Annotated in this window: 22 protein-coding genes; 13 read left to right on the top strand and 9 right to left on the bottom strand. The window is 43.9% G+C overall.

The window, feature by feature from the left end; all coding sequences use genetic code 11:
• Position 1 precedes the first annotated feature (1 nt).
• Positions 2-826, bottom strand: coding sequence for a MipA/OmpV family protein (locus ACFOEE_RS00620; protein WP_377119868.1), 825 nt, complete (start codon positions 824-826; stop codon positions 2-4).
• Positions 827-1,075: 249 nt separating this feature from the next.
• Here ACFOEE_RS00620 and ACFOEE_RS00615 point away from each other — a divergent pair, with 249 nt between their 5' ends.
• Positions 1,076-6,382 carry a S8 family serine peptidase gene (locus tag ACFOEE_RS00615; protein ID WP_377119866.1) on the top strand — a complete coding sequence of 1,769 codons (5,307 nt, stop codon included), beginning with the start codon at positions 1,076-1,078 and terminating at the stop codon, positions 6,380-6,382.
• 654 nt (positions 6,383-7,036) lie between these two features.
• Here the strand turns inward: ACFOEE_RS00615 and ACFOEE_RS00610 are convergent.
• On the bottom strand, positions 7,037-7,198 hold the full coding sequence (locus tag ACFOEE_RS00610; protein ID WP_377119864.1) for a hypothetical protein: 162 nt from the start codon (positions 7,196-7,198) through the stop codon (positions 7,037-7,039).
• A gap of 123 nt (positions 7,199-7,321) precedes the next feature.
• Positions 7,322-8,170: a LysR family transcriptional regulator gene (locus tag ACFOEE_RS00605; RefSeq protein WP_377119862.1), complete on the bottom strand. Its 849-nt coding sequence runs from the start codon at positions 8,168-8,170 to the stop codon at positions 7,322-7,324.
• Between the two features lie 130 nt (positions 8,171-8,300).
• Between ACFOEE_RS00605 and ACFOEE_RS00600 the strand changes: the two genes are divergently transcribed.
• From ACFOEE_RS00600 to ACFOEE_RS00570, 7 genes are all read left to right on the top strand, one after another.
• Entirely contained in the window at positions 8,301-8,873 is a 573-nt protein-coding gene (locus ACFOEE_RS00600) for a hypothetical protein (protein WP_377119860.1), read from the top strand.
• A gap of 72 nt (positions 8,874-8,945) precedes the next feature.
• Complete coding sequence (gene gcvT / locus ACFOEE_RS00595; RefSeq protein ID WP_377119858.1) at positions 8,946-10,028, top strand: glycine cleavage system aminomethyltransferase GcvT; 1,083 nt, start codon at positions 8,946-8,948, stop codon at positions 10,026-10,028.
• Between the two features lie 59 nt (positions 10,029-10,087).
• Entirely contained in the window at positions 10,088-10,477 is a 390-nt protein-coding gene (gene gcvH / locus ACFOEE_RS00590; RefSeq protein WP_377119856.1) for a glycine cleavage system protein GcvH, read from the top strand.
• Between the two features lie 252 nt (positions 10,478-10,729).
• Positions 10,730-13,621 (top strand): aminomethyl-transferring glycine dehydrogenase, encoded by a 2,892-nt coding sequence (gene gcvP / locus ACFOEE_RS00585; RefSeq protein ID WP_377119854.1) that lies wholly within the window; start codon positions 10,730-10,732, stop codon positions 13,619-13,621.
• 568 nt (positions 13,622-14,189) lie between these two features.
• The gene (locus ACFOEE_RS00580) at positions 14,190-15,980 is read left to right on the top strand and encodes an AIPR family protein (protein WP_377119852.1); all 1,791 of its coding nucleotides are present in this window, start codon (positions 14,190-14,192) and stop codon (positions 15,978-15,980) included.
• Between the two features lie 675 nt (positions 15,981-16,655).
• The gene (locus ACFOEE_RS00575) at positions 16,656-17,504 is read left to right on the top strand and encodes a transposase (RefSeq protein ID WP_377119850.1); all 849 of its coding nucleotides are present in this window, start codon (positions 16,656-16,658) and stop codon (positions 17,502-17,504) included.
• A 67-nt stretch (positions 17,505-17,571) separates the two neighbouring features.
• Positions 17,572-18,045 (top strand): NYN domain-containing protein, encoded by a 474-nt coding sequence (locus ACFOEE_RS00570; protein WP_377119848.1) that lies wholly within the window; start codon positions 17,572-17,574, stop codon positions 18,043-18,045.
• A 142-nt stretch (positions 18,046-18,187) separates the two neighbouring features.
• Here ACFOEE_RS00570 and ACFOEE_RS00565 read toward each other — a convergent pair whose 3' ends face one another.
• Positions 18,188-18,340 (bottom strand): hypothetical protein, encoded by a 153-nt coding sequence (locus ACFOEE_RS00565; protein WP_377119846.1) that lies wholly within the window; start codon positions 18,338-18,340, stop codon positions 18,188-18,190.
• Positions 18,341-18,478: 138 nt separating this feature from the next.
• Between ACFOEE_RS00565 and ACFOEE_RS00560 the strand changes: the two genes are divergently transcribed.
• Positions 18,479-18,679: a hypothetical protein gene (locus ACFOEE_RS00560; RefSeq protein WP_377119844.1), complete on the top strand. Its 201-nt coding sequence runs from the start codon at positions 18,479-18,481 to the stop codon at positions 18,677-18,679.
• A 143-nt stretch (positions 18,680-18,822) separates the two neighbouring features.
• Here ACFOEE_RS00560 and ACFOEE_RS00555 read toward each other — a convergent pair whose 3' ends face one another.
• From ACFOEE_RS00555 to ACFOEE_RS00545, 3 genes are all read right to left on the bottom strand, one after another.
• Entirely contained in the window at positions 18,823-19,137 is a 315-nt protein-coding gene (locus ACFOEE_RS00555) for a hypothetical protein (RefSeq protein WP_377119843.1), read from the bottom strand.
• 234 nt (positions 19,138-19,371) lie between these two features.
• Positions 19,372-19,929: a hypothetical protein gene (locus tag ACFOEE_RS00550; protein ID WP_377119841.1), complete on the bottom strand. Its 558-nt coding sequence runs from the start codon at positions 19,927-19,929 to the stop codon at positions 19,372-19,374.
• Positions 19,930-20,920: 991 nt separating this feature from the next.
• Entirely contained in the window at positions 20,921-21,211 is a 291-nt protein-coding gene (locus tag ACFOEE_RS00545) for a helix-turn-helix transcriptional regulator (protein WP_377119839.1), read from the bottom strand.
• 214 nt (positions 21,212-21,425) lie between these two features.
• On the opposite strand from ACFOEE_RS00545, the gene ACFOEE_RS00540 reads away from it, so the two are divergent.
• Positions 21,426-22,040, top strand: a complete 615-nt coding sequence (locus ACFOEE_RS00540) for a hypothetical protein (protein WP_377119837.1) — start codon at positions 21,426-21,428, stop codon at positions 22,038-22,040.
• A 13-nt stretch (positions 22,041-22,053) separates the two neighbouring features.
• Positions 22,054-22,626 (top strand): hypothetical protein, encoded by a 573-nt coding sequence (locus ACFOEE_RS00535; RefSeq protein ID WP_377119835.1) that lies wholly within the window; start codon positions 22,054-22,056, stop codon positions 22,624-22,626.
• Between the two features lie 66 nt (positions 22,627-22,692).
• Here ACFOEE_RS00535 and ACFOEE_RS00530 read toward each other — a convergent pair whose 3' ends face one another.
• Entirely contained in the window at positions 22,693-23,460 is a 768-nt protein-coding gene (locus ACFOEE_RS00530; RefSeq protein WP_377119833.1) for a substrate-binding periplasmic protein, read from the bottom strand.
• A gap of 270 nt (positions 23,461-23,730) precedes the next feature.
• Here ACFOEE_RS00530 and ACFOEE_RS00525 point away from each other — a divergent pair, with 270 nt between their 5' ends.
• Complete coding sequence (locus ACFOEE_RS00525) at positions 23,731-24,165, top strand: acyl-CoA thioesterase (protein ID WP_377119831.1); 435 nt, start codon at positions 23,731-23,733, stop codon at positions 24,163-24,165.
• A 122-nt stretch (positions 24,166-24,287) separates the two neighbouring features.
• Positions 24,288-24,566 carry a peptidylprolyl isomerase PpiC gene (gene ppiC, locus ACFOEE_RS00520; RefSeq protein ID WP_377119829.1) on the top strand — a complete coding sequence of 93 codons (279 nt, stop codon included), beginning with the start codon at positions 24,288-24,290 and terminating at the stop codon, positions 24,564-24,566.
• Between the two features lie 213 nt (positions 24,567-24,779).
• Here the strand turns inward: ppiC and ACFOEE_RS00515 are convergent, their stop codons facing one another.
• Positions 24,780-25,556 (bottom strand): hypothetical protein, encoded by a 777-nt coding sequence (locus tag ACFOEE_RS00515; RefSeq protein ID WP_377119827.1) that lies wholly within the window; start codon positions 25,554-25,556, stop codon positions 24,780-24,782.
• Between the last annotated feature and the right edge of the window lie 4 nt (positions 25,557-25,560).

Here is a 25,560-nt window from a genome sequence, read left to right as displayed (position 1 = left end):
GCTAAAACTCGAATTTCAAGCCAGCGAAGCCACTGTAGTATACCGATTGAACAAACATTGGCGTGCTACTGAGTTTGCCATCTATCCAGTGTTTTTGGAGTTTAAGTGTCAAACTCCAACTGTCTGAAAATGGTAGTTCATAGGCAATACCGAACTGATAATTGATGGCGTGGTTTGGCAGTTGATAGGGCGGTAATCGTGATATTGCTTCAGAAGGGGAAACGGTATAGTAATAGTCGATCAGTTGTTGGCTTTTGTATCTGACCGAAGGCTCAAAGAGCAACTGGGCTTTGCCCAAGGTGATGGCGTAATTGGTATTGAAAATAAATTCATAGCCATCATGTACCCCAGTCACATCATGTAAGGCGGCAAACTCAATACCAAAGTCATTAACCCGAGTGCCGCCAATCAGCCCTGCCATGTAGGACAATTTGCGTTTTATCGGTTTAAGGTGCAACGGTGTACCACTGGGCAAAGAGTTATTCAGCGAATAAACCACCAATAAATTAGACACGCCGTCCAATTCAAAAAACAGGCCATCTTCATTTAATGTACCTGCTATATCCAAATACCAAGCAGATTCATGCAGGCTGTAGCCTAGGGTTGAATTGCTGAAATACCAATCTTCACCAAAATAGGAGATTGCCGGTAAAACTGGCGTCGTAATATTTTTGGCGCTGTTGATGGGGTTTTCTATTCCTCCAAAGCCCACCGTAATGGAAGCACGCAATTGGTTTTTAGGGGCATACACAAGATCTGACGCCAATGCGCCGCTGGCAAAAGACAAAAATACTAAACCGAGAATAGACTGTTGCGAAATCGTCATTGGTTAGGCCAGATAAGTGACTTAAATCAGTATATAGAGTGTTACTGAAGTTCCCAAAAATTAGTCTTGATGTCAATTGTCTGTGTCTGCGTAAAAGCCCATTTTAACTCCTATCCAATTGATTTTTAAAGAATGTCTAGTGTACAAAAAGCTACACAAAGTCAATGGTTAAGTAATGAGCAGCTGTGTTTGAATATATGTGAACTAAATATTTCAAATTTTTTAATTGTTAAACCATTGGGAATAGCTATGAAAATAAAAAAAGTCGCACTGGCTGTACTAACCGGGTTGGTCTCTATGGGAACACTCCAAGCAGCAATCATGAATCATCAAAATTCTGATGTACTTCAAGCACCTAATTTTACCTTCGCCGATGTGCAAGCGTTGACTTTGCAGCTACAAGAGCATGCTTTGGAAACTGGTGATGCACAACAAGGGGTAAACCGCCAGATCAAACGTCCACATAAATTTATCGCTGAAGGGATCAGTGGTGCGCATGTTTATATCGTGCGCCTTAATGATCAACCTGTTGCTATGGCAATGGCCGGTGAGCTGGCGGTACAAAGGGCACGGCACAACAGCAGCAAAAAACTCTTTACGCGTGGGGTCGCAGCAAGTGAGAAAGTCAATGCTTACCGCCAGTCACTGCTGCAAAAGCAGCAGGCGGTAATTGCGCAAATCGCGAGTGTGACTGGTCAACATCAAGTTCGCCGCCAATTCACTAAAGCCTTAAATGGTTTCTCGCTGACTTTAACTGAGGCCCAAGCTGAGCAAGTTGCGGGTTTAGCAAATGTCGTCAGTGTGGTGCGTGCGAAAAACTATGAGCTGCTTTCAGATCAAGGTCCAAAAACCATTCATGCCGAGCAAGTATGGCTTGGTCAGGCCTCATCTGCGGGTTTGAAGGCCAAAGGTGAAGGGCAAATTATTGGCATTATAGATACTGGCATTAATTCCGATCATCCCGCTTTTGCTGATGAAGGAGAGGATGGTTATAACCATATCAATCCTTGGGGAGCCGGTGTTTATGTGGGTGATTGTGTTGAAGATGCAGCGCACATTCAATGTAACGACAAACTAATCGGTGTTCGTTCATACGATGTGATCACCGATACTTATCACGATATGCGCCCAGGTTGGCCTGCTATTGGGGAAGATTATCAAGGTCATGGCTCTCATGTAGCCTCAACGGCTGCGGGTAACGTGTTAAAAGATGTTCCTTATATGGTGGCTGGTGCAGGTGAAGAAAGTGACGGTCACATTATCAAAGACAAGTTATTTCCTGAACTTTCGGGGGTTGCGCCTCATGCCAACATAGTTTCTTATCAAGTTTGTTATCCGAGCAATGACTCAGGTTTTAACGGATGTCCAGCGGAAGCGCTGGTTGCAGGTATTGAAGATGCCATTGATGATGGCGTTGACGTTATTAACTTCTCAATTGGGGGAGCGGATTCAAATATTTGGGCAGATCCAGTACAACTGGCCTTTTTATCGGCACGTGAAGCTGGCATTAACATCGCGGCCGCCGCGGGTAATTCAGGCTCAGGTAATTGTGGTCAAGAATGCTTTGGTTACTTAGATAACGCTTCACCTTGGCTGGCCCAAGTTGCCGCAACAACGCACGCGCGTGAGGTGTTGGTTGCCACACCAGTTGAGTTTGCTGGTTTTGTCGAGCCTGCTTTAGGTCAGGAAATACCAAGTTGGGCACAAACTGGTTTGCGTGGTGAAGCCATTAACCAAGCGGAGATCACAGGTGTCGTTGTTTGGGCAAAGGACTACAAAGATGCAAATGGCATTGTGGATGGAGAAGGTTACTGTGCAACGGAGTTTGCACCAAACACCTTTAACTTTTTTAAAAATGGTACGGCAATTCCAGGCGCTGCAACGGGTGATACTAAGGTAATCGTTGTGTGCCAACGCCATGCGCCAAACGATCCGAATGCCAATGCACGCACCGCAAAAATTGACAACATTAAAGCGGGTGGGGCAGCTGGTTTTATCATGTTTAACCGTGTTAAAGACCAAAGCACAGTGCCTGAAAGCTATGAGCTGCCGGGCGTGCACTTCACTAATGAACAGTGGAACGGCGTAAACGGTCAAGATGGGTTAGAAGATTGGGTGGATTCGACCACGGAGTTGGGTCACATGATCACCATTAAACCAACGCAAATTACCCGCGAAATTAACCAAGAGCGTGCAGATTGGCTGGCTACTTTCTCATCGCGGGGTCCGTCCTATGCAAATGTTGAAGTATTAGCGCCTACGGTTTCAGCGCCTGGTGTGAACATTTATGCGGCATATGCTGATGAGCATCCATTTACGGCACCACATGGGGCAGACTTTAGCGCCCTCAGTGGTACCTCAATGGCAAGCCCACATGTTGCTGGTGCAATGGCGCTGTTACGTCAATTACAGCCAGATTGGTCCGCTGCTGAAATTCAATCCGCGCTTGCCATGACCACAGATAACGAGGTGCGTTATCGTCGTTTGAATTTACCTTCGGGCGATGTAGGCGAAGCGGGTATTTATCGTGCTGGTACTGGGCGTATCAACGTTGAAAACGCAGCGCAAGCAGGCCTTGTTATGCATGAAACTGCGGACAACTTCCTAGCCGCTGATCCTTACAACGGTGGCACACCGCACAAACTCAATATCCCCAACTTGGTTAACTTTTCCTGTGCGCCAGAGTGTCAATGGGTTCGTACCGTGAAGGCGACAAAAGACGGTACATGGTCAGTGTCACACGAAGATGTGATCAACTGGGCGTTCGATATGCGTACGCAATCTGCGCAAAATGGCGTCAATATTGAGGTTATCCCAAACACCTTCAGTTTGAAAAAAGGCGAAACGCAAACCATCGTTATTAAAGCGTCCATCATGGATACGCAAGACTGGTTTAGTAACTCAGAAGTTGAGCTACACACTAACCTCATTTTCAAAGCAGAAGAAGCCGATATTCCAGAAGCGCATTGGCCGTTGGTATTCAAATATGACCGTGGCGATTTACCTTCAAACCTAGTTGTGTCAGCACACACCGATGACGGTTCGTATAAAGTGAAAAACGTGCAAATGCCGGCGACAGAATCGCCAACATCACGTGTTTACAAAGCCACCAAAGCGGATATCAAAACCATTACGTTACCAAAAGACGACGACGGTACATTCCCTTGGGCACTTAACCGTACGACCGAAGTAGACATGAATGAGGTCATCGACGAAGCGGTCCACTTTGAGTTTATTACTGTGCCAGCAAACGCTAAGCGTCTTGTTGCTGAAGTGCAAGGTGTCGTTGAATCTTCACAAAAAGGGTCTTTGAACTTAGGTAACCCGCTGGTTTACGTAGGTAAAGATTACAATGACGACGGTGTCATTCAACCGCAAGATGAAATCCTATGTGTGTCTAACCATATCATTTACAACAACTTCTGTAACATTAATAACCCAGAAGAAGGAAAATACTGGGTAATGTTGTACAACTCCAAGAAGATCAACCTTGAAGGTGTTAAAGAAACATTTACTTACGCCACTGCGATGGTGACAGATGAAACGACAAACGACATCCAAGTAGCGCTGCCTGCCGCAGATGGTAAAAACAAAGTAGATATGGACATTACTTGGCAAATGCCGATGGACGTTGATAGCGTTTACTACAGCTTAATTGATGTTGGCACCTCAGAGGCGAATACTGGGAATGTGGGGGCCATTCCACTCAAAGTGATCCGGGGTAAAAATCACGTATCTCTGGATGTGCCACAGACCAAAGCGAAAGTAGGTCAAGCTATTCCACTGACATTTGAAGTACTGGCAAACAACAGCGGAATGGACAGAACATTTAGCTTCACCGCAACTATTCCTGAAGGTTTAACGGTAACCCCTGAGCGTATTTTCCATTCATCGCAAGCAGATTTAGCGATAAGTGTTGCAGGCAATCAATTGAAAATTGAAGGCGTTCAAGCTGATACCTCAGATGTGAAACCTGATTATCTTGTCACCACTAACGCAGACGACGAAATGTGTCGTCTGCCGAGCTTTGGTAACAGTAATCCGGGTGGATATGTGAACTTGAGTGAGTTTGGTATCCTGCCAATGCTATCGGGTTTTGATGATAAAAATCAGATCAACTACCGTGACGGTTGGGCAATTCCGATTTCATCTATGTTTAACGGGCAATACAAGGAATTTAGCCTGTTTAACAACACCGCCGAGATGAACGCACCGCGCAATATTATGCAGGTGCGCGGTAACGGTATTGTTGACTTTACTGGGGCGCCGCTGTTCTACGCCTATCACTTTAGATTCCCTTATAACTCATTCCCATATGAAAGCCTAGCACCCCTATGGCGTGGGATCAGCATAGGTGGAGATGTTGAAATCATGAGCTTAGGTCTTAGTGCTGCAGAAGGTATCTCACTGGCAAGTACAGCTACTGGTTGGGGTATCGTCGAGTGGGATAACGCCCGTGACTACGGCAATCCAGTGCTAGATCGAACTAGCGGTAAGTACGAATGGGAGGCCCGCGATAACCAGTTCGATTTCGAAATCCTATTTAACGTGAACACCCGTTTTGGTAAAGGGGAGCACGAAATTTACTACGCATACGACAACATTAACTATGGCTCAACCGACGCGCGCGGCAGTATTGGTCTTCAAGGCTTCAAAGGCCAAGTCTACTCACACGGCCCATTGTCTAACTACATAGGTAAGGACATCGCCTTTGAAAACCTTAATACGCAAGTGCAATCTGGCAATATCATTTGTATGGACTACATCGGCCCCGAATCCTCGCAATTTGAAGTAACAGTATGGGCGGACGTCAACAAAAAAGCGCCAGGTCGAACGATGATGGTCACAGCGAAAGCGGCAATGACAGGTATGGCAGATACCGTGATGAACCACGCAATTGAAGTTCCAAGCCACATCACTGTGGTTGAGTTGGATGACATGACGACGCAAGAGGAGCACGCGCTTTCGTTCACCGTCACTCACATTGACGAGCAAACGTCAGCAAATGAAATTGTGGTTACAGGTGAACATATTAACGCAATGGTCGATGGCGACTTGGTCACCATTACGCCGGCGGCTGACTTTGTGGGTGACACCTTAGTGACAGTGGTTGTACGTGATATCGAACATCCTAATGATGCTGCGCGTACCAGCTTTACCCTCACAGTAACAAACGTAAACGATGCACCAACCATTGACGTGGCACAAAGTGCGCAAAGCGTTACAGAAGGTGGCAAAGTCACACTTGATGCCAGTGCCTCATTTGATGTGGATGGTGATCCATTAAGTTTTTCTTGGACAGGCCCAGGTAATATTGCCACGCCAACTGCAGCCACCACCACAGTGAGCGAGTTAATGGTTGGCGAACATACGTTTACGTTAGAGCTGAGTGATGGCGATAAGGTGACCAGTATGGACGTCAAAGTTACCGTGAGCGCCAAAGAAACTGTGGTAACGCCTCAGCCAGAAAGCCAAAAATCAAGCTCTGGTTCTTTGGGGTGGTTAGTGATTATTGCCAGTCTTCTAGGGATGAGACGATTTTTACCCAAACATTAATCTTTCGTTCTCCACGAGGGCCGAAAAGGCCCTTTATCTTTTTTGTTGTGTTCTTGAATTTTGCGGGGTGTAAAACCCCGCCTACAGGCGAAAATGTGACAGATTCTGTGGGCGCGATTTTATATCGCGCTTTGTTATCGTGCTCTTGAACTCTGCGGGGTATAAAACCCCGCCTACAGGCGAAAATGTGACAGATTCTGTGGGCGCGATTTTATATCGCGCTTTGTTATCGTGTTCCTGAATCTTGCGGGGTGTAAAACTCCGCCTACAGGCGAAAATGTGACAGATTCTGTGGGCGCGATTTTATATCGCGCTTAGTTATCGTGTTCTTGAATCTTGCGGGGTGTAAAACTCCGCCTACAGGCGAAAATGTGACAGATTCTGTGGGCGCGATTTTATATCGCGCTTTGTTATCGGATTCTTGAATCTTGCGGGGTATAAAACCCCGCCTACAGGCGAAAATGTGACAGATTCTGTGGGTGCGATTTTATATCGCGCTTTGTTATCGTGTTCTTGAATCTTGCGGGGTGTAAAACCCCGCCTACAGTGGAATTTGCAGAGCCTGTGGGCGCGATTTTATATCGCACCTTTGCAACCTCCAGCTGGAGGAAATTAAAGGCGGTGGTTCTAAACACACCGCCTCGATATTTTCAATTAGCAGTAGTCGGCTGTGCAGAAAGCCTGATTACCAGTACCGCAGTAATTCCTCGCTGTAATGACAGGGGTTGCACCACCATTAATTTGTTTGGTTGCGCCATGTTCAACTACTTGCTTGCTTAGTGATTTTAGTTGCTGTTTTTTAAGTGATAATTTCATGCTATGTCCTTTTAGTTGTTTTTTATTGTCATTTAGTTGACAATAAAGTTTTAACACCCTGTATTTGTTTTGTAAACTTATTTGTAATTAATTTGGCGTTTAAATAGCCATGTATAAAGCCACTTACACCACCAATCTTGATGAAATAAACTCCGCCAGTTTATCTACTGCATTATTCGATTCATTAGGGTGCTTAACTAAGCTGATGGCGATTTGGCCAAGTTCGGGCAAATGTTCGGTTTGGGCTTGATAAGGGAGCTCGTTAGGCACTGTGCTTCTGGCTAATACGGTGATCCCTAAGCCTTCTTTTAGTGCTGCGGTTAAACCGGTCAAATCGGCATTACTATAGATAATGCGGTACTTTAGCCCCGCGTTATCCAAAGCTTCGGTGGCACGGCGACGATAAATACAGCCTTCCGGCGCCGTCACTAAGGTGATCACATCGCGATGCGCCAAGCTTAAATCGCCGACCCACACCAGTTGGTCTTGCATAAAAGAGGGTAAAGTGGCTGATTCTAAATCTTCATTGAGTGCAAGCACCAAGTCGAACTGATCTTTGCGTGATACTGACAACAGATGTTTACTCAGGCGTGATTTCACTTCTAGCGACACATCAGGGTAAAGCGCCACAAAATCGCCGATGATGGCAGGTAAAATGCGTGCGGCAAATTCACTTGGAATACCAAGGCGCACTTTACCGGTCACGCTCTCTGAGGTGAACTGCTGGATAACTGCATCATTATACTGCAGCATTTGCTTGGCTAAAGGCAGTAGCATTTCGCCATATTGATTGAGCACTTGGCGCTGCCCTTGTTTTTTAAACAGCCGCCGATTGAGCTGATCTTCCAAGCGTTTTATTTGCAGGCTGACAGCAGGCTGCGAAAGCCCAAGCAAATCACCCGCTTTGGCAAAGCCTCCGAGTTCTACCACACTTACAAAGGTCCGTAGACCATCCATCGAGAGATTCTTCATAATATTTAAAAATGAAATTTAACAACCGCAAAACATAAGTATTATTTATCAACTGATAAATAATTACAATTTGTTGTTGCCCTTAGCCAGCCCTTATACTTTGAGCACTTTGTATCGTTCAGGTGTCTGTATGCCATTTGCCGCAACTATGTTCGCCAAACACACGCTTGGTCAAAACACGCCAGTAAACCAGCTACTTGCCAATGGCAACGTGACAGTGCTGGATTTCAGCGGTTTTGAAGCAACCCCATTTTTACAAGCTGAGCTGGGTTTGACACTCACCAAGTTGATGGCGCCGGGCCTTGGTTTACAAGGTCAACTGGCAACCGGAGAAGCCTTCACGCTGTATTATTTCAGCGACACCGCTTATCGTTTTATCGCTGCCACCTCGGCAATGCAAGCGTTGTTAAAGCTCTTCAACACCTTCTCTGTCGATTATGACATTGCCTACCTCGTTCGTGATGACCTCAGTGTTGCCACCTTAACTGGCAGCAGCGCATTTGATTCTTTAGTCGAAACTTTTGATTTAACCCCAGGCTTGCAACTGACAGACCGCCAATTGTGCTATGGCGCACAAAGTGGCGATGTGTTTGTCACTGCATTACTAGCAGGGGAAGAAAAGCAGTTTCAATTAATTAGTCAGCACGAACACTTGCCAAAATGGCAGGCCCATTGGCAGGACAAAGGCTTTTCGCTGAACTAAGCTTGTCAGCTTACAGCGACGTGATATTGCAAACGCTCAAGCTCGCTTGGGCATAACAAGAGCAGGAAGAATATGACTCAAAAAACCGTACTTCACGCAAAGCATTTAGAAGCTGGCGCTAAAATGGTTGATTTCCACGGCTGGGAAATGCCAATCAACTATGGTTCACAAATTGAAGAGCACCACGCAGTGCGTCAAGATGCAGGTATGTTCGACGTATCGCACATGACTATCGTGGATGTGAAAGGCGCTGATGCGAAAGCTTTCCTACGTAAGCTTGTGGCTAACGATGTGGCTAAGTTAACTGTGCCGGGTAAAGCACTTTACACCGGTATGCTGAACGAGCAAGGCGGCGTGATTGATGACTTGATCATTTACTTCTTCACTGAAACTGATTACCGCCTAGTGGTTAACTCAGCAACCCGTGAAAAAGACTTAGCGCATCTTGCAAAAGTCGCTGCGGATTTCGCGGTTACTGTTACTGAGCGCCCAGAGTTCGCGATGATTGCAGTACAAGGCCCAAATGCCAAAGCCAAAGCCGCTGCGGTATTCACCGCAGAGCAAAACGCAGCGGTTGAAGGCATGAAGCCATTCTTTGGTGTACAAGCGGGTAACTTATTTATCGCCACTACAGGTTACACTGGCGAAGACGGCTACGAAATCGTTGTACACAACGATGAAGCTGCAGACCTTTGGCAAAAATTATTAGACGCGGGTGTCGCTCCGGCTGGCCTTGGTGCGCGTGATACGCTACGTTTAGAAGCGGGCATGAATCTGTACGGCCTAGATATGGACGAGAGCGTATCGCCACTGGCGGCAAACATGGCTTGGACCATTGCTTGGGAACCGGCAGATCGTGACTTTATTGGTCGCGCAGTCGTTGAAAAACAACGCGCAGAGCAAAGCACTGACAAACTCGTTGGCTTAGTTCTTGAGAGCAAAGGCGTACTACGTGCTGGCACTAAAGTCATCGTAGAAGGTGGCGAAGGTGTTATCACTTCTGGTACATTCTCGCCAACGCTGGGCTACAGTGTGGCATTGGCTCGCGTACCACGTTCAACAGGCGAAACCGCACAAGTTGAAATGCGTAATAAACTATTTGACGTTAAAGTAGTGAAGCCTTGCTTCGTACGTAACGGCAAAGCAGTCATTTAATAAAAAAGGGTTTGGCGCGAAGGCGCGCCACCCACAGTATTAACCAAAGGAACAACAAAATGAGCAACATTCCTAGCGAGTTAAAGTATGCGTCTTCTCACGAGTGGGTTCGCGATGAAGGTAACGGTGTTTTCACAGTAGGTATTACTGAGCACGCGCAAGAACTACTTGGCGACATGGTTTTCGTTGAACTACCAGACGTAGACGACGAAGTAGACGCAGGTGAAGACTGTGCTGTTGCTGAATCTGTAAAGGCAGCTTCTGACATTTACGCTCCAATCGGTGGCGTGATTGTTGAAATCAACGAAGACCTAGAAGGTTCACCTGAGCTTGTAAACAGCGACCCATACGGTGACGGTTGGTTATTCAAGATCAAAGCTGCTGATTTAGAAGAGCTTGAGAACCTGCTAGACGCAGAAGGCTACGCAAACTCTATCGACGAAGAGTAAGCAGCCGAGCGCTTAACTGAAGGCCCCAATATTTGGGGCTTTTTGTATAGTTAAGTGCAAACGGGCAGCAATTTGCTGCCCACAAAATTCGCCCGCATCATCGGGCTCGGGAGGGCGCTTGTCCATACCAAGCAAACCCTGCCAGTGTTTGTCGCTTTACCTTACCCAAGTGAAGCACGAACGAATGTGACACATTTGGCCAATGCCCTCATTTGCCAGACTATTGAATTTGGATCATAGGAATCTAGACTAATGTCAAACGCTAAATCTCTTGAACAGTTAGAGCAAAAGCAAGATTTTATTCGCCGCCACATCGGGCCAACGCCTGCTCAAATCGGTGAAATGCTAAGCGCTCTTGGAGTATCGAGTGTTGAAGAGCTTATTGAGCAAACGGTACCTGCTGGGATCCGTTTACCAAAGCCACTTGAAATCGGTGCAGCCCGTACTGAAGTAGAAGTACTTTCTTACTTAAAATCAGTTGCTGGCAAAAACAAAGTATTCAAGTCTTACATCGGCCAAGGTTACCACCCAACGCACGTTCCTAACGTTATCCTACGTAACGTACTTGAGAACCCAGGTTGGTACACAGCTTACACACCATACCAACCAGAGATTGCGCAAGGTCGTTTAGAGTCACTACTAAACTTCCAAACGTTGACATTAGATTTAACCGGTCTGGATTTAGCTTCTGCATCATTGCTTGATGAAGCAACGGCAGCAGCAGAAGCGATGGCATTGGCAAAACGTGTTTCTAAAGCGAAAAAAGCCAACGCATTCTACATTGCCGACGACGTACACGTACAAACGGCTGACGTAGTAAAAACCCGTGCAGAGCAATTTGGCTTTGACATCATCGTAGGCCCTGCGGCAGACGCAGCAAACCACGAGATCTTCGGTGCGCTATTCCAATACCCAAGCACAACGGGTGAAGTAGTAGACGTAACTGGCTTAATCGCTCAAGTACAAGCTAAAAACGCAATTGCGTGTGTGGCTGCAGACATCATGAGCTTATTGCTACTTAAAGCACCAGGTAAACTGGGCGCAGACGTAGTGTTAGGTTCTGCACAGCGCTTTGGTGTACCTATGGGCTACGGTGGTCCACACGCAGCATTCTTCGCAACACGCGACGAGTACAAGCGTTCATTACCAGGTCGTATCATCGGTATTTCAAAAGACCGTTTAGGTAACGATGCGCTACGTATGGCAATGCAAACACGCGAGCAACACATCCGCCGTGAAAAAGCCAACTCAAACATTTGTACTGCACAAGTACTACTTGCCAACATGGCAGCGTTCTACGCGGTATACCACGGTCCACAAGGTCTTAAAATCATTGCTGAGCGCATCAACCGCTTTGCAAGCATCCTTGCGACTGGCTTAAAAGCCAAAGGCATCGCGCTTAAGCACGACACATGGTTTGACACCATCACCGTAGTTGCAGCAAACAAAGCGGAAATCGTGGCGCGTTCACAAGCAAAAGGCGTGAACTTTGCAATTAACCGCGAAGGCGAATTCAGCGTAGCGCTAAACGAAACAACAACACGTGAAGATATCGTTGAGCTATTCGACATCATCGTAGGCGAAGGCCATGGTCTTGACGTAGCGGCGCTAGACGCAGAAGTTGCAGCAAACGGCATCACAGGTATTCCTGCAAGCCTAGTACGTGACGACAAAGTGCTAACGCACGAAAACTTCAACAGTTACCACAGCGAAACAGAAATGCTTCGTTATGTTAAGCGTTTAGAGAACAAAGACTTAGCACTTAACCACTCAATGATCTCATTGGGTTCATGCACCATGAAGCTAAACGCGACAGCGGAAATGATCCCAGTCACGTGGCCAGAGTTTGCAAACCTTCACCCATTCTGCCCGTTAGAGCAGGCTGAAGGCTACCAAATCATGATGGGCGAGCTACACGACTGGCTTGTCAACATCACAGGTTACGACGCAGTATCACTGCAACCAAACTCAGGTGCACAAGGTGAATACGCAGGTCTAATCGCAATTCGTAAATACCACGAGTCACGTGGCGATGCACACCGTAACATCTGTTTGATCCCAAGCTCTGCGCACGGTACAAACCCTGCAACAGCGCAAATGGCCAGCATGAAAGTGGTGGTAGTTGCGTGTGACAAAGAAGGTAACATAGATATGGCTGACCTTCGTGCGAAAGCAGAAGAAGTATCAGAAAACCTAGCGTGTATCATGGTAACGTACCCATCAACGCACGGTGTATACGAAGAGTCAATCCGTGAAGTGTGTGACATCATCCACTCACACGGCGGCCAAGTATACATGGACGGCGCGAACATGAACGCGCAAGTGGGTGTAACAAGCCCAGGCTTTATCGGTTCAGACGTATCGCACCTTAACCTACACAAAACATTCTGTATCCCACACGGCGGCGGCGGCCCAGGTGTTGGCCCAATCGGCGTTAAAGCACACCTTGCGCCATTTATGCCAGCGCACAGCCTAGTCAGCGTGAAAGGTACAACAGCAACCAACGGTGCGGTATCAGCAGCGCCATTTGGTTCAGCGGCTATCCTGCCAATCTCTTGGGCATACATCGCGATGATGGGCTCAGAAGGCTTGAAGCAAGCGACTGAAATCGCCATCCTTAACGCGAACTACCTAACGCAAAAGTTAAGCGAGCACTTCCCAATTCTTTACCGTGGCCGTAACGACCGCGTAGCGCACGAATGTATCGTTGATCTTCGTCCGCTGAAAGAAGCGTCTGGCATCACAGAAATGGACGTAGCAAAACGCTTAATGGACTACGGTTTCCACGCGCCAACGATGTCGTTCCCAGTAGCGGGCACGCTGATGATTGAGCCAACGGAATCTGAGTCTAAAGTTGAAATCGACCGCTTTATCGAAGCTATGGTTTCAATCCGTGGCGAAATCGCGAAAGTGGAATCAGGCGAATGGTCTGTAGAAAACAACCCATTAGTATTTGCTCCGCACACGCAAGGCGACGTGCTAGGCAACGAGTGGGATCGTGCCTACGACCGTTTCTACGCAGCATTCCCAGTAGCGTCAGTGATGAAAGACAAATTCTGGCCAACGGTTACACGTATCGATGACGTATACGGCGACCGTAACTTAGTGTGTTCATGTCCTTCAACGGATACGTATGCAGAGTAAGCTGGTGTTTTAAGTCGGGTGAATTCCCGACTTGGAATTTGAAAAAACCGCCTTAAGAGATTAAGGCGGTTTTTTGTTTTTTTGATAGGCAATTATTTGCGGCAAAAAACAGTGGTAATGAATGTCCTGTAGGAGCGGCTTTATGCCGCGAATAGGGGTTTTGAAGGCATTCCCGTTGTCGTTGCTTTGGTGTGTCAAATTGATAACAGCCTTCAATTTTACCTATTGTCGCGTTGGCGACGGCAACCAAGGGGCGGCTGCCGCCGACCTCCCCTTGGAACCCCACGGCGCCCCTAAATCACGCTTAATCTTCAAATAACCAATTGATGTGAACGTAAACGGCGACATAGGCCATCCATGGCCTAACTCGCCTTTCATTTCATCCATGAAATGAATTACTCATCAATTGCTTATTTTCAGGCGTGATAGAAGGGGGAGGGTTGCACAATACATGACCTGACCCAGTTGGAGTGACCCCATTAGTAAGTTAAAACTGGGGCAATACAATGCTTTAAAATTCTACAAAAAAACAATAGGATATCAGAGTGATTATTATAAGGAATACCAAATGAGTTATAACGACTTTAAAGATAGTCAGTTTATGAATGCTCTTGCAAACAGGAGTGATCTTGAAATTTTTGCAGAGAACAAAGTCTCAATTTTTGCTTTAGAGCTATTTTTTGGACTAGATGATGTCCTAAACACCTTATCAGCAGCTGTAACTGGTGGAAGTGATGATGCCAAAACCGACATACTTTATGTCAATCGAGATCAAGGCTCCATCGTTCTTATACAAGCGTATGAAGCGCAAACTTTCAAAAAAAGTGCTAAGGGTAACAAAGGAGCTGATTTATCTTATGCTGTAAACGTTTTACTCGCTTCACCTGAAAATGATATTCCGTTAGGTATAAAACCCCATGTGCTAGAAGCTAGGGAAGCTCTCAAATCAGGTGAAATAAATATGCTACATGTTTGGTATGTACATAATCTTCCTGAAAATGAGCAAATCAAACAACAGATGCAACTAATCTTAGCGCCAGCGCAAGAACTACTAATAAAATACCAAAAGCACGAATTTGATATCAATATAAGTATCAAAGAAGTTGGTTTAGAAACTCTAGATGTTTTCTATAAGTCTTCTAAACAAGCGATAATAATTGACGAAGAAATTTATTTGAATCAACCGAGTAAAGGTTTTCGTGTTTCAGACTCTGATTGGGACACATTTGTAACTACAGTCTCAGGTGGTTGGCTAGCAAGTTTATATAGAAGATTTGATAGAACTGAGCTTTTTAGCGCCAATGTTAGAGGCTTTATGGGGGCAAACAATAAAGATAATGATAAAGTCATAAATGCAGGTATTCAAGCTTCAGCTAGAACATCCCCCATTGATTTTTTTGTATTTAACAACGGAATTACAGCGTTAGTTCATGAATTCACGCTTGATGAAAATGATCCAACAAAAATCAAATCGATTAAGGGTATATCAATCGTCAACGGTGCTCAAACAACTGGTTCATTAGGTTCTCTAGATAATGATATTAATTTAGATAATATACAAGTCGGTGTCAGGTTTATAAAATGTGAAAATAAGGATAAAATTGAGTCAATAACACGTTATAACAACAGCCAAAACCGAGTGTTACAGTCAGATTTCAGAGCTAATGATGCAATTCAAAAACGCCTGCGAGAAGAGTTCACTAAATTAAACTCCGCTGAATATGATGGCGGTCTAAGGGGAGTTACATCAACTGACAGAAAGCTTAAAATTGATGCACATTCAGCAGCTCAAGCACTAATGGCTTGGCATGGTAACCCATCTGATAGTTATCATAAAAAAATGGCTATTTGGGATAATGATGAATTATATAGCCTTGCCTTTCATCCAACGATAACTGCAGGGCATATCTTATTTATTTACACATTGTTAGAAGCCACCAATTTATTAAAAGATGACTTAAGATTAAAAGATAAGAAGAATGAAACACAGCAAAATGAAAAAGAGTTTTTAGCATTTTTAAATGAGAGAGGTAGTGCTTTTTTGATTATCCATGCTATGAGTAAAATTATCGAGGTATTGCTAGAGACGAATGTAAAATGCTCATATGGAATTTCTTTTAATCAAAAGCTGCAACGCCAGACTTGTATCAATTTATGGAAAGATTTGCTTACTAAATTATCTCATAACTTAAAGACTCTTAAACCAGGTTTAAAAAATAGACTTTCAAACTCTAGCGAGATTGCAAGTGTAACAGGTGATTTTTCTAGTGCATTTGGTACTATTTTCTTAACGCTTAAGGATCAAATAAAAAACAATCCATACAAAAATTTTGTTGATAAAATTAACAATAAAATTTAAAGAAACAATGGGGTCAATAGAACTAATGGGTGACCCCTTGCTTTCTGCACGTTTTTTAGTGCAAATCTGATGGGGTCAGGTCTAATGAAATGGTTCGCCTCAATATCACCTGCTAAGGTGTTGTTGAAGGAACTGGCGGGGTCAGGTCTAATGAAATGGTTCGCCTCAATATCACCTGTTAAGGTGTTGTTGAGAAGACAAAATAGAGAGGCAAACCATGACCCACAGAAACCAATGGGGTCAAGAAACCAATGGGGTCAGGTCTAATGAAATGGTTCGCCTCAATATCACCTGTTAAGGTGTTGTTGAGAAGACAAAATAGAGAGGCAAACCATGACCCATATAAAAACACTCGGAATCGATTTAGGCAAGACTAGTTTTCACGTCATTGGATGGGATGAGCGAGAGCATCAAGTTAAAAAAGCTAAGTACAGCCGAAGTAAGTTAATTGAATTCATCACACACTTGCCACCTTGCGACATCGCGATGGAAGGCTGTGCCGGAGCACACTGGCTTGCCAGAAAATGCCAAGAACATGGCCATAACGTTAAACTAATCCCAGCGCAATTTGTGAAGCCGAGCAATCAGAGTAATCAGCGGGGTCAGGTCTTGTATTGTGCATTTTTCGAAAGGTTAACTATAGTTAGTTAACCTTTTTCTATTTAGGGCGTTGTGATGAGCCGACCTTTACGACTTCAATTTGCGGGTGCCTTGTATCATGTCACGTCACGCGGCAATGAGCGTAAAACCATTTATCGCGATGAAGACGATTTTGCTCGTTTTTTGGCGGTGCTCACGTCGGTCTGCGAGCGGTTTAATTGGGTGATACACTCGTACTGTTTAATGACCAATCACTACCATTTATTAGTTGAAACACCGGATGCGAATCTTGCAAAAGGGATGCGGCAACTTAACGGTGTTTATACTCAGCAGTTTAATCGCAAATACCAACGGGTAGGCCATCTGTTTCAAGGGCGCTATAAAAGCATTTTGGTCGATAAAGACAGCTATTTACTGGAGTTATGCCGTTATATTGTGCTCAATCCGGTGCGGGCAAAAGGCATGGTTGATTCGCCCGCAGACTGGCCGTGGAGCAGCTATCAAGATGCTATCGGTGTACGAGCGTCACCCGATTGGTTGGCAACCGATGCGCTACTGCTGCAATTTGCAAAGTCGAGAAAGGTCGCCATAAAGCGCTACAGCGATTTTGTTGCACAAGGCCTTGGTGTTGATGTTTGGCAGAACTTAAAAAATCAGGTGTTTTTAGGCAGTAGCGAGTTTGTAAAGCAGCATTTAAAAACAGCTGAAGAAGATGCTGACTTAACACTCAGCGAAGTGCCTAAAAAACAAAAGCGTGCAAGTGCTGTACCGCTCAGCCACTTTAAACAAACGTACCAAGACGACCCAAAACAGGGCATGGTAAAAGCCTACTTAGAAGGGCAATATGCCATGAGCGAAATCGCACAGGTATTTGGCGTGCATTATTCGACAGTGAGCCGGGCTGTTGCACGATACAAGATTTGACCCCTTGCTTCGTTTGGGTCTCCCTTGCTTGCCCCCAGCTTATTCCAATAATTTAACTGAGAATTTTATGAAAGATATTGCTGTATTTGTAGATGTGCAAAATATCTATTACACCACTCGTGATACCTTCGCTCGGTCGCTGAATTACCGTCACGTCTGGCAATATCTTTCGGAGCAAGGGAATATTGTTTTGGCTAATGCTTATGCCATTGCACCAAACGATGACTCTCAACATAAATTTCAAAAAGCGCTCTCGCATATTGGTTTTAACGTAAAGCTGAAACCATTTATTCAGCGAAAAGATGGGTCGGCAAAAGGCGACTGGGATGTTGGGATCACCATTGATGTGCTTGAACATGGCGCTGAGGTTGATGTGATTTGCCTGCTTTCGGGTGACGGCGACTTTGATTTATTAATGCAAAAAGTAGCTGTAAAGTACGGCGTAGAGACTTGGGTGATGGGTGTAGAGCAATTAACCGCAAATACGTTAATTCAGAGTGCTAGCCGATTTATACCAATTAAACCAACGTGGTTGTTATAACCGATGGGTCAAATTGAACCTATGGGTGATCCGTTTGTTGCTGTAAATAATGCAAAAGATCACTTAAAAAATTAGAAAAAGTCATCTTGGTGAATTGAAATGGTGTATAGGCCCTAACGGGGCAGGGACCATACGCGAAAAATTAAAAGCGGTAACCGATATGCAGGCCAATCAATGCTTTGGACTCTACTTTTTCGGTGCCAAAGATATCGGGTATATTGGAGCGATATTCCCGCTCATCGGTGCGACGAACCCCGACGCTGACTTGTAAGCTTATGCGAATCGCAAAAGACACGCATAAACTCTGCTTTGTGTGACCACAGCTTTGCATGAATGCTAGATATACTGCGGTTAGATGTCTAATTATGTTGACTAATTTTTGTTTTTTGGTAGCTTAATTGTTAATAATTAAACAAGCAACAAGGAAAGAAAAATGAAACTTCAACTAAAAAAATCAAATTTAAAATCTTTAACGCCTAGCAAAAACGTATTTGCAAAAGATTTAACACCTAATGTCGCTGGTGGTTTTATTCCTACAGAGCGTCGCTATTGCCAAACAGATATTAATTGCGCGAGCGAAGGATGTCATTCAATTGAGCCAAACTGTGGTACTAAAACATATACTTGTTACTAAGTAGAACCAGGGCTAGATCTTATCTTTTGGCTATTTATAGCAACAAAAGGCAAGATCTGCTCCCGCTTTCTGCGGCACCTGCCTTTCACCAATAGTAAGACTTTTCCGTTTAGCGTTTCTTTGAATATGCGTTCTTTCAGTTATTAATGCATGGTTATTGGCTGATCATTAACCACTAAAGATTGGCCGTTTTCTTTGGCACGCATAAAGCTCGAGATTAAAACGTCATTTTCCAATGTACTAATATCATCGACCTGTTCAACCATGCAAAACATAATGGAATCCCAACCAAGACCCTTAACAAAGGTGGTAAGGTGTTGCAGGTTGCTTTGATAATTCTCATCGGTTGTGAGTAGCCCGATAGAATGTTTGTTGCCGAGTTTGTACTTGCCGTTATTTGGCACCGAACATTTAGCGTAACCGCTGAGCACATAAACCGTATCTGATCTTTTATCCATGGTAATGACATTCTTAAGGGTAATTTATGTCTCTATGCATTTTCCAGACCAAACTAATAAGCTGCTTTTTATGCCTGTTTGCCTTGAAGGACTGCGCTAAACCGTGCGGTTTTCTTCAGTAAGAGCGTGATATTTCAAAGGGTGTCAATTTTTTGAATGAGTTATGGGATCACACTTTGCTTTGGAGTCCATAGGTTCATAGCACGTAGACCTTATGGACTCCAAAGCAATACACTAATTAGGCAGCTGTATTTTAGTGATAAACTCCGTCAACGAGGTATGCTTAAATGCGCCTGCAATTTGCAACATTTGCTGACTTTGTTTGTTCACTATCAGCGCTTCCTTAAAAAGCCTTGCTTCGTTTTGCATGACTGCAACTAACCAAGTTTTATTCTCGTAAAGTTGTAGGTCGTCACTGTTACTGAGTTCATGGATTTGATACAGCGTAGTGTAATTTAGTTTATCTATGCTTTTGAATTTTAATGCTTTTATATAATCACTTGCGGTAAGCTGCACTTCTCTCTGTGCACCGCCTGTAAAGTTAGCGAATGTTTGAACTTGTATAAAGACTTCTTCGTTATTGTAGAGCAGGCTCATCGCGGGGCGGTCTGCATAAAGTACATTTACATAACTAAGCACAGTTGGTTTAAGACAAAATTTGATACCGACCATTTCGAGGTTGAATGGCAGGCTTTCACATGTTTGTGATGGTAAAGGGGCAACCGTGTTTTCAACCTGTGCGGCAGTTGAGCCCACGTATAGGAGTAGTGCTGTGAAGAGTGCTTTTATCATAAACTTAACGTCTTAAAATCTTACCAACGCAAAAGCCATGGCGGGCGATTCGCTGGCCAGCTATTTTCCCTATGCACAATTGATAAGAACTTTGAACTTATACAGGGCAAAAGCAAACAACTCTATTTGAGTTTTGCTTTGGCCCGTTGTCGTTATCAGGCAGCTGTATGGCTCTTTTGGCTAAGCGGAGGTAATGCTGGTTTTTGTTCCCCTGAATTTGCACCAGCACTGATTAGACGTAATACCAAGGGGCAAATCTGTTTCATAATTAATATGTCCTTTCTGCGGTGGTATGACTCACACAAATGCAAAGTTTGCTTGCTAAAACTAAACGCCTGCATCAGGGTTTTGCTTTTAATTCTGCGGCGTTCAAGAATGCCGTTGTGTTCTGTTGGCTAAGTTGAGGTAACGCCGGTTTTTGCTCCCCACCAATGCCGCTTCCAATTACAAAGCGCAATAACTTAGGGCTAACATGTTTCATAACTGATATGTCCTATTTGCCTTCTTTCATTGATTATGTATGTGATCAGTGCACATATTTCCATGACTTGGATAAATATTTGAAATGTTTCCCAGACATAAGAATATAAATAAGGAGTCTGAATAACTTTGAATACATACAACTGAATCTCAACCCAGACAGCTAAATGGAATACTTCGGCTATAAAAATGAACAATAGAAAGGAGCATTCCGGAAGAGTTAAATTGTATTGCTTACAGCTTTGTTTAAAAAATGAAATGGATGTTACATCATAAAGCCAATTGGCTATTTTGGCACGGCATAGAATTATGGTAAAAAAAATAACTCCCATTGCAACTAGCCATATATAATAATGCTGAGTCCATTTTATTGTGTAAGGATGGGTGACGACCTCAAATAGCTGTAGTGCAATAAGTATAATGAACAACCATCTCGCATTAAAACTTTTCCATGTTACTATCAAACCTATTACGACAATAAATAGCCCAGCTAAATCCGTATAGTTAAAGCTCACTCTTCCACCTCTTGATCTTTTTCCTTGTTCGACTTTTCACCTTGAAGTAGTCCAAAGTAAGTTGACCAATCTTTACCGCAGATCATTAAAATATCCAAAAGTTGCCATACAGTGATGTCGGTCTTGCCGCTTTCCCAATTAGAGATGGTGGACTGATCTACAGGGGTTGACATTTTCCTTGCCAATTCAGTTTGCGACATTTTCACACTTTGCCGTAGCTGCCTGATAGAGGCTTGAATGTCACGCTTGACACTATGTGACCTACTGTTGCGTTTGTCAGCCCTCATTTAACATCCATTTAAATAAAATTAAACCTAAAAGTCAAATGTTACAATTTTCACACATTTAACGAAATGTTAATTTAAAAGTAAACAGATTGCAAAGGGCGAAAACTTAATTTATCAATATTTTCATATAAATCAGGTGTTGTAGTGTTTATGAAGATGTTCATAACAAGGTGTGTAATAGTTTCAAATTATTAACCTTTGGAGTGGGCGTGGTATGGTGACAAGTAAACGGAGTTGGCTGTTTGATGAGGTGATTGACTTGGTCAACGCGCATATCCGTACCCCCAATTTAGCCTTAGATAAACATGGTATTTGTTATTGTGGGGCGTATGCAGAGCTACGCTGTACGTCCACTTTATATCTGCGGCAGCTGAACATTCTGGCCAGTTTTATTGAGGAGTCTGCGCTTTTAAATGGTCAGCCGCTGATGTTAGAGCAAAGTAGCCTGCTTTGTAGCCATGCGCCGTTTATGATGTTTATTGTGATTAGGCGAAACACTATGCCAATGTTAGCGTTTTTTGAAACCTCAGAGCTAACTGGCAATACCTTAGATAGCGTGGAGATTTTAGCGAGATTAGTATCTGTGTATGAGTGTGATAAAGCATTTAATACGCTATTTGGCGTAAATGCTGCCAAAATGCCCTGCGATGACAGAAGAAATGCCCCAGTTAAGCAAGTAAAAAATCGTAGTGTGTCGCTGGTAAAGCGCCTACGGAATCCAAGGAATATGGGGTGGATGCAAGTGACTTTGGGCACGACTTTAGTTTTCGTTCACTTTTCATTGGTTATGATGAGAGACTGGCTTGGGAGTGTTTTACCATCATTTTGATAAGGATTTTGAAATGACATGTTTTTATACCCAATTGACCATGCTGTTATGTTTTATGGCGCTGTTTACTTCCTGCTCGTTTGCTCAAGATAGCGCAAGCGCACTCAGCGAACCTAATAAGCTCAAGCAATATGCGACCACACCGGTTGAGCGTGTTGCTGTAAAACGTTACTTACAAGCCGTTGTTGATTATACGGAGCAGCAAGAAAAGTGTCGTGCTACAAGCCGAGTTATTTCCCCACAACAATTGGCATCTCTACCAACTCAAGATGAATCACAAGTTGTGCAAATACTCAGTTACTTTTACTTTGAAACGCAACAAATTTGTATTGGTGAGGGTGTGCAGTCGGCGCTAGCAACCGCCTATACAGTCGCGAGGGTGGTCTATCACAACAATAATAAAGCATTAAAATTATTAGATGATTTAAACTATTTGGTGTTTATGCAAGAGCCAGAGCAAATCGAGGCAAGCCTAGCTATACAGGCGATTTCACCTGCTGTTATTGCAGAATTTAGAAGCTCAGGATTATTTGCAACGCCATTTAACTTGCTAGATTCCGTAGAGACGTACGAGCAATATAAATGAACAATGGGGTCGTAGTCGTATGAACACAGCTAGACCTTTCGACTCTGACTTCATTGATACATCACCTTAGTGCAAGAACTCATATTTTTCCACGAGCTTTGTATACGCATCTGTTTGCTTAAACGCATGCATTGCAGCATTGAAAGTAAGCATGAGTTCTTTGCTCTTAAACGCCATGTGGTAGTCGGTTTTTGGAAATAAGCGATGAATGACCACATTCGATATATGTGAACTGCCAATTAGCTCAGTACTTAAATAGTTAAAAATATTGATGTCCATCACAACGAAATCAACTTTACCTTTCAACAGCATTTCGACTTGCTTTCGTTGATCTGGTAGCTCTAAATAAAGCGGACTCAACTTAGTTGCCATTCGGTAATCATTGCCAAGTACGAGCGACGCGTTTTGGAACGCGACTATCGAATAATTTCTTAAATCTTGTATCGAACTTAGCTCTATACTTCGTCCTTTAAGGCTGATGGCGGCATTCTGATAAGAAATATAGGATTCGCTTAGTGCTAAACCTTCGGTATCCATGCGTTGATTAATGGTTAAGGCGACATCTACTTTTCCAGCTTTAATCAGGGTATTTGAACGACCAAACGGTACATAGACATAACTCACCGGATATCCCATTGTTGCAAAAATTGCGGAAACCATATCTAGCTCAAATCCGGAGTTTTTCTCTTCAATAACGTATGGTGGTTTGTTCCAACCAACTGAAATAGATAAAGTATTTGCAACAGCTTGGTTGGAGAAACTTGCTGCCAGCAGCAGTAGCGAATATAGACACGCTACATAACCCTGCTTTCGCCATCCCAATTCTTTTCTCACAAGTTTAACCTTTTGCTCTACCTAGATTGAGATTAGGTCAAATTTCTACATTTCGATAATAATATTTGCCAGAAGATCGAGATTACATGAGTATGGTATTGATTTTAAATAATAAATTTGAAAATGATGTCACTGTTTACTGATTTCCAATTTTACCTTTCTAGAGACTGGCTTGATCTATTTGTTTGGCGACTCTATTCAGTTGGAGGGTTGTGAGGTGTTCGGCGAATTGCTAACCTCGAATTAAATTAACCGCAAAGAGGCATCAAAATGCAGGCATTTTTCGATAAGTTTCCAATAAAAACCAAAATTAACGTAGCATGGGGTGATATGGATGCATTAGGACATGTCAACAATGTTTCGTATTTTCGCTATTTTGAAACGGCACGTATCGATTTTTTAGCGCAAACCGGTTTGTTGGAAATATTGTCAGACCCAAGCCATAGCCCAGTTTTGCGCGATACCCACGCCCATTATAAACGCCCAGTGGTCTTTCCCGATACGCTTATTGTTGGCACCTATATTACCGATATTAAAAGTGATCGCTTTACGATGCGCTACGAAGCATACAGTGAATCACAACAGGCGATATGCACCACGGGCTATGCCAACGTGGTTATGTTTAATATGCACACATCACAAAAAACCCCAATTCCTGCCAATATGATGGACGTGCTCAAGCAATATTGTATTGAGGAAGGGTGAGAGGAAGCCGACTTGGTTGTTTAGCGACAGGTGAAGGCGTCCATACACTCATCATTCACGAAGTTTTGGTGTATTATTGCATCTATTGAAATGCGGCACTTAAGACAGTCAGAATAGGTAATATGGCCAGTACAGCACATGCACTCCACATATTGGTAAAGCATCAAGCACAAGCTGAAGATATTCTTCAGCAATTAAAAAAAGGGGCTAAGTTTCAGGACTTGGCAAAAAAATACTCAACTTGCCCTTCTGGTAAAAAGGGCGGAGATCTCGGTGAATTTAAACGCGGCACTATGGTGCCGCAATTTGATAAAGTCTGTTTCACTTGCGAAGTGCTCACCCCGCAAATTGTCAAAACTAAATTTGGTTGGCATATTATTAAGGTGTTATACCGCACATGATCAAAGGCGCGTAATCGCTGCACTACAGTATGTGCTTGTGGGTATGTCCCAACTTATATTGTAAAGCTTATGCTGATATTACTCATCTGATCGCATGATTGAAAAATAAGCAAATGGATTGTGTTGTGCTATAGGCGCGCACAGAGAGCTGGGGTAAGGTTGATAAAATGCACTTACCCCTTGCTCTGCAATAGCAGTAGAACCGGTTCAAGCCTAATTTGGGTTTGGTGGTGTTTTTGCTGCCGAGACTAGACTTTTCTCCAAGCGCTCTAACCGTTCAGTAAGTGCTGTTTGGGTCATTTCAAGTTGTGCCATGGTTGCGCCAATCTCTATCTGCTTCGCGTCTCTGCTTTGGGATTGAGATTTTAGCTTGTCTAAATCGTTGTTGAGGGCTGCCAATTGGCTTTTGAGTGTGGTTGTAGCTTGTAATTGCTCTTGTAACAACGAGACTTTTAACCCAAGTTCGGTTTGTGTTTGCGAAAGTGTCTTGTTGCTGGATGCCATATCAGCTAGTTGCTTGGTTTGGCTGTTAGCAAATTTATCACTTTGCTCTTTTAGCTCTTTGATCTCAGCCTGATTGCGTCGCCATGCAGACGCCCAAAGGTTATCCATTTGCGTCCACAGTTCATCAGTGCGCGTCGCTACTGCGCTCAGCTTGGCTTGAATAGCACCTGCTGATTCGCCCATTTCTTCACCGGTAGCTGACAAGGCGCGCTCAAGTTCAGCGATACGCTGCTCAGAAGCTTTTAGCTGCGCCTGAGTTGCTAAATTTTGTTGATAAAGGCCAAACCCACCTGCAGCTAAAGCAATAATCGCCACTGCGCTCAACCATGTAGCAGCAGAGCTTTTGGCTGGTGCAGCTTTGACCGTGGTGCTTGGCTCAGATGGTGGCGCTTGAATGTTAGATTTAGTCTGAGAGCGTTTGAAGTCTTCAACTTGGTCGAGATCAGGTGTAATACTGAGTAGCTCAGGTTCAATTCGTTTATCCAACACA

This window comes from Pseudoalteromonas fenneropenaei, from assembly GCF_042643375.1.
GTDB classification, from domain to species: Bacteria; Pseudomonadota; Gammaproteobacteria; order Enterobacterales; family Alteromonadaceae; genus Pseudoalteromonas; species Pseudoalteromonas fenneropenaei.
Note: the sequence above shows the minus strand (reverse complement) of the source record. Positions and strands in the feature narration are given on the sequence as shown.

What these genes read in the sequence shown, in the direction of transcription:
- gcvH (WP_377119856.1), top strand. Translation starts at nt 10,088, where the DNA reads ATGAGCAACATTCCTAGCGAGTTAAAGTATGCGTCTTCTCACGAGTGG.
- ACFOEE_RS00550 (WP_377119841.1), bottom strand. Translation starts at nt 19,929, where the DNA reads ATGATAAAAGCACTCTTCACAGCACTACTCCTATACGTGGGCTCAACT.
- ACFOEE_RS00525 (WP_377119831.1), top strand. Translation starts at nt 23,731, where the DNA reads ATGCAGGCATTTTTCGATAAGTTTCCAATAAAAACCAAAATTAACGTA.
- ppiC (WP_377119829.1), top strand. Translation starts at nt 24,288, where the DNA reads ATGGCCAGTACAGCACATGCACTCCACATATTGGTAAAGCATCAAGCA.
- ACFOEE_RS00605 (WP_377119862.1), bottom strand. Translation starts at nt 8,170, where the DNA reads ATGAAGAATCTCTCGATGGATGGTCTACGGACCTTTGTAAGTGTGGTA.
- ACFOEE_RS00610 (WP_377119864.1), bottom strand. Translation starts at nt 7,198, where the DNA reads ATGAAATTATCACTTAAAAAACAGCAACTAAAATCACTAAGCAAGCAA.
- ACFOEE_RS00570 (WP_377119848.1), top strand. Translation starts at nt 17,572, where the DNA reads ATGAAAGATATTGCTGTATTTGTAGATGTGCAAAATATCTATTACACC.
- ACFOEE_RS00600 (WP_377119860.1), top strand. Translation starts at nt 8,301, where the DNA reads ATGCCATTTGCCGCAACTATGTTCGCCAAACACACGCTTGGTCAAAAC.
- ACFOEE_RS00575 (WP_377119850.1), top strand. Translation starts at nt 16,656, where the DNA reads ATGAGCCGACCTTTACGACTTCAATTTGCGGGTGCCTTGTATCATGTC.
- ACFOEE_RS00620 (WP_377119868.1), bottom strand. Translation starts at nt 826, where the DNA reads ATGACGATTTCGCAACAGTCTATTCTCGGTTTAGTATTTTTGTCTTTT.
- gcvP (WP_377119854.1), top strand. Translation starts at nt 10,730, where the DNA reads ATGTCAAACGCTAAATCTCTTGAACAGTTAGAGCAAAAGCAAGATTTT.
- ACFOEE_RS00560 (WP_377119844.1), top strand. Translation starts at nt 18,479, where the DNA reads ATGAAACTTCAACTAAAAAAATCAAATTTAAAATCTTTAACGCCTAGC.
- gcvT (WP_377119858.1), top strand. Translation starts at nt 8,946, where the DNA reads ATGACTCAAAAAACCGTACTTCACGCAAAGCATTTAGAAGCTGGCGCT.
- ACFOEE_RS00545 (WP_377119839.1), bottom strand. Translation starts at nt 21,211, where the DNA reads ATGAGGGCTGACAAACGCAACAGTAGGTCACATAGTGTCAAGCGTGAC.
- ACFOEE_RS00535 (WP_377119835.1), top strand. Translation starts at nt 22,054, where the DNA reads ATGACATGTTTTTATACCCAATTGACCATGCTGTTATGTTTTATGGCG.
- ACFOEE_RS00580 (WP_377119852.1), top strand. Translation starts at nt 14,190, where the DNA reads ATGAGTTATAACGACTTTAAAGATAGTCAGTTTATGAATGCTCTTGCA.
- ACFOEE_RS00555 (WP_377119843.1), bottom strand. Translation starts at nt 19,137, where the DNA reads ATGGATAAAAGATCAGATACGGTTTATGTGCTCAGCGGTTACGCTAAA.
- ACFOEE_RS00540 (WP_377119837.1), top strand. Translation starts at nt 21,426, where the DNA reads ATGGTGACAAGTAAACGGAGTTGGCTGTTTGATGAGGTGATTGACTTG.
- ACFOEE_RS00615 (WP_377119866.1), top strand. Translation starts at nt 1,076, where the DNA reads ATGAAAATAAAAAAAGTCGCACTGGCTGTACTAACCGGGTTGGTCTCT.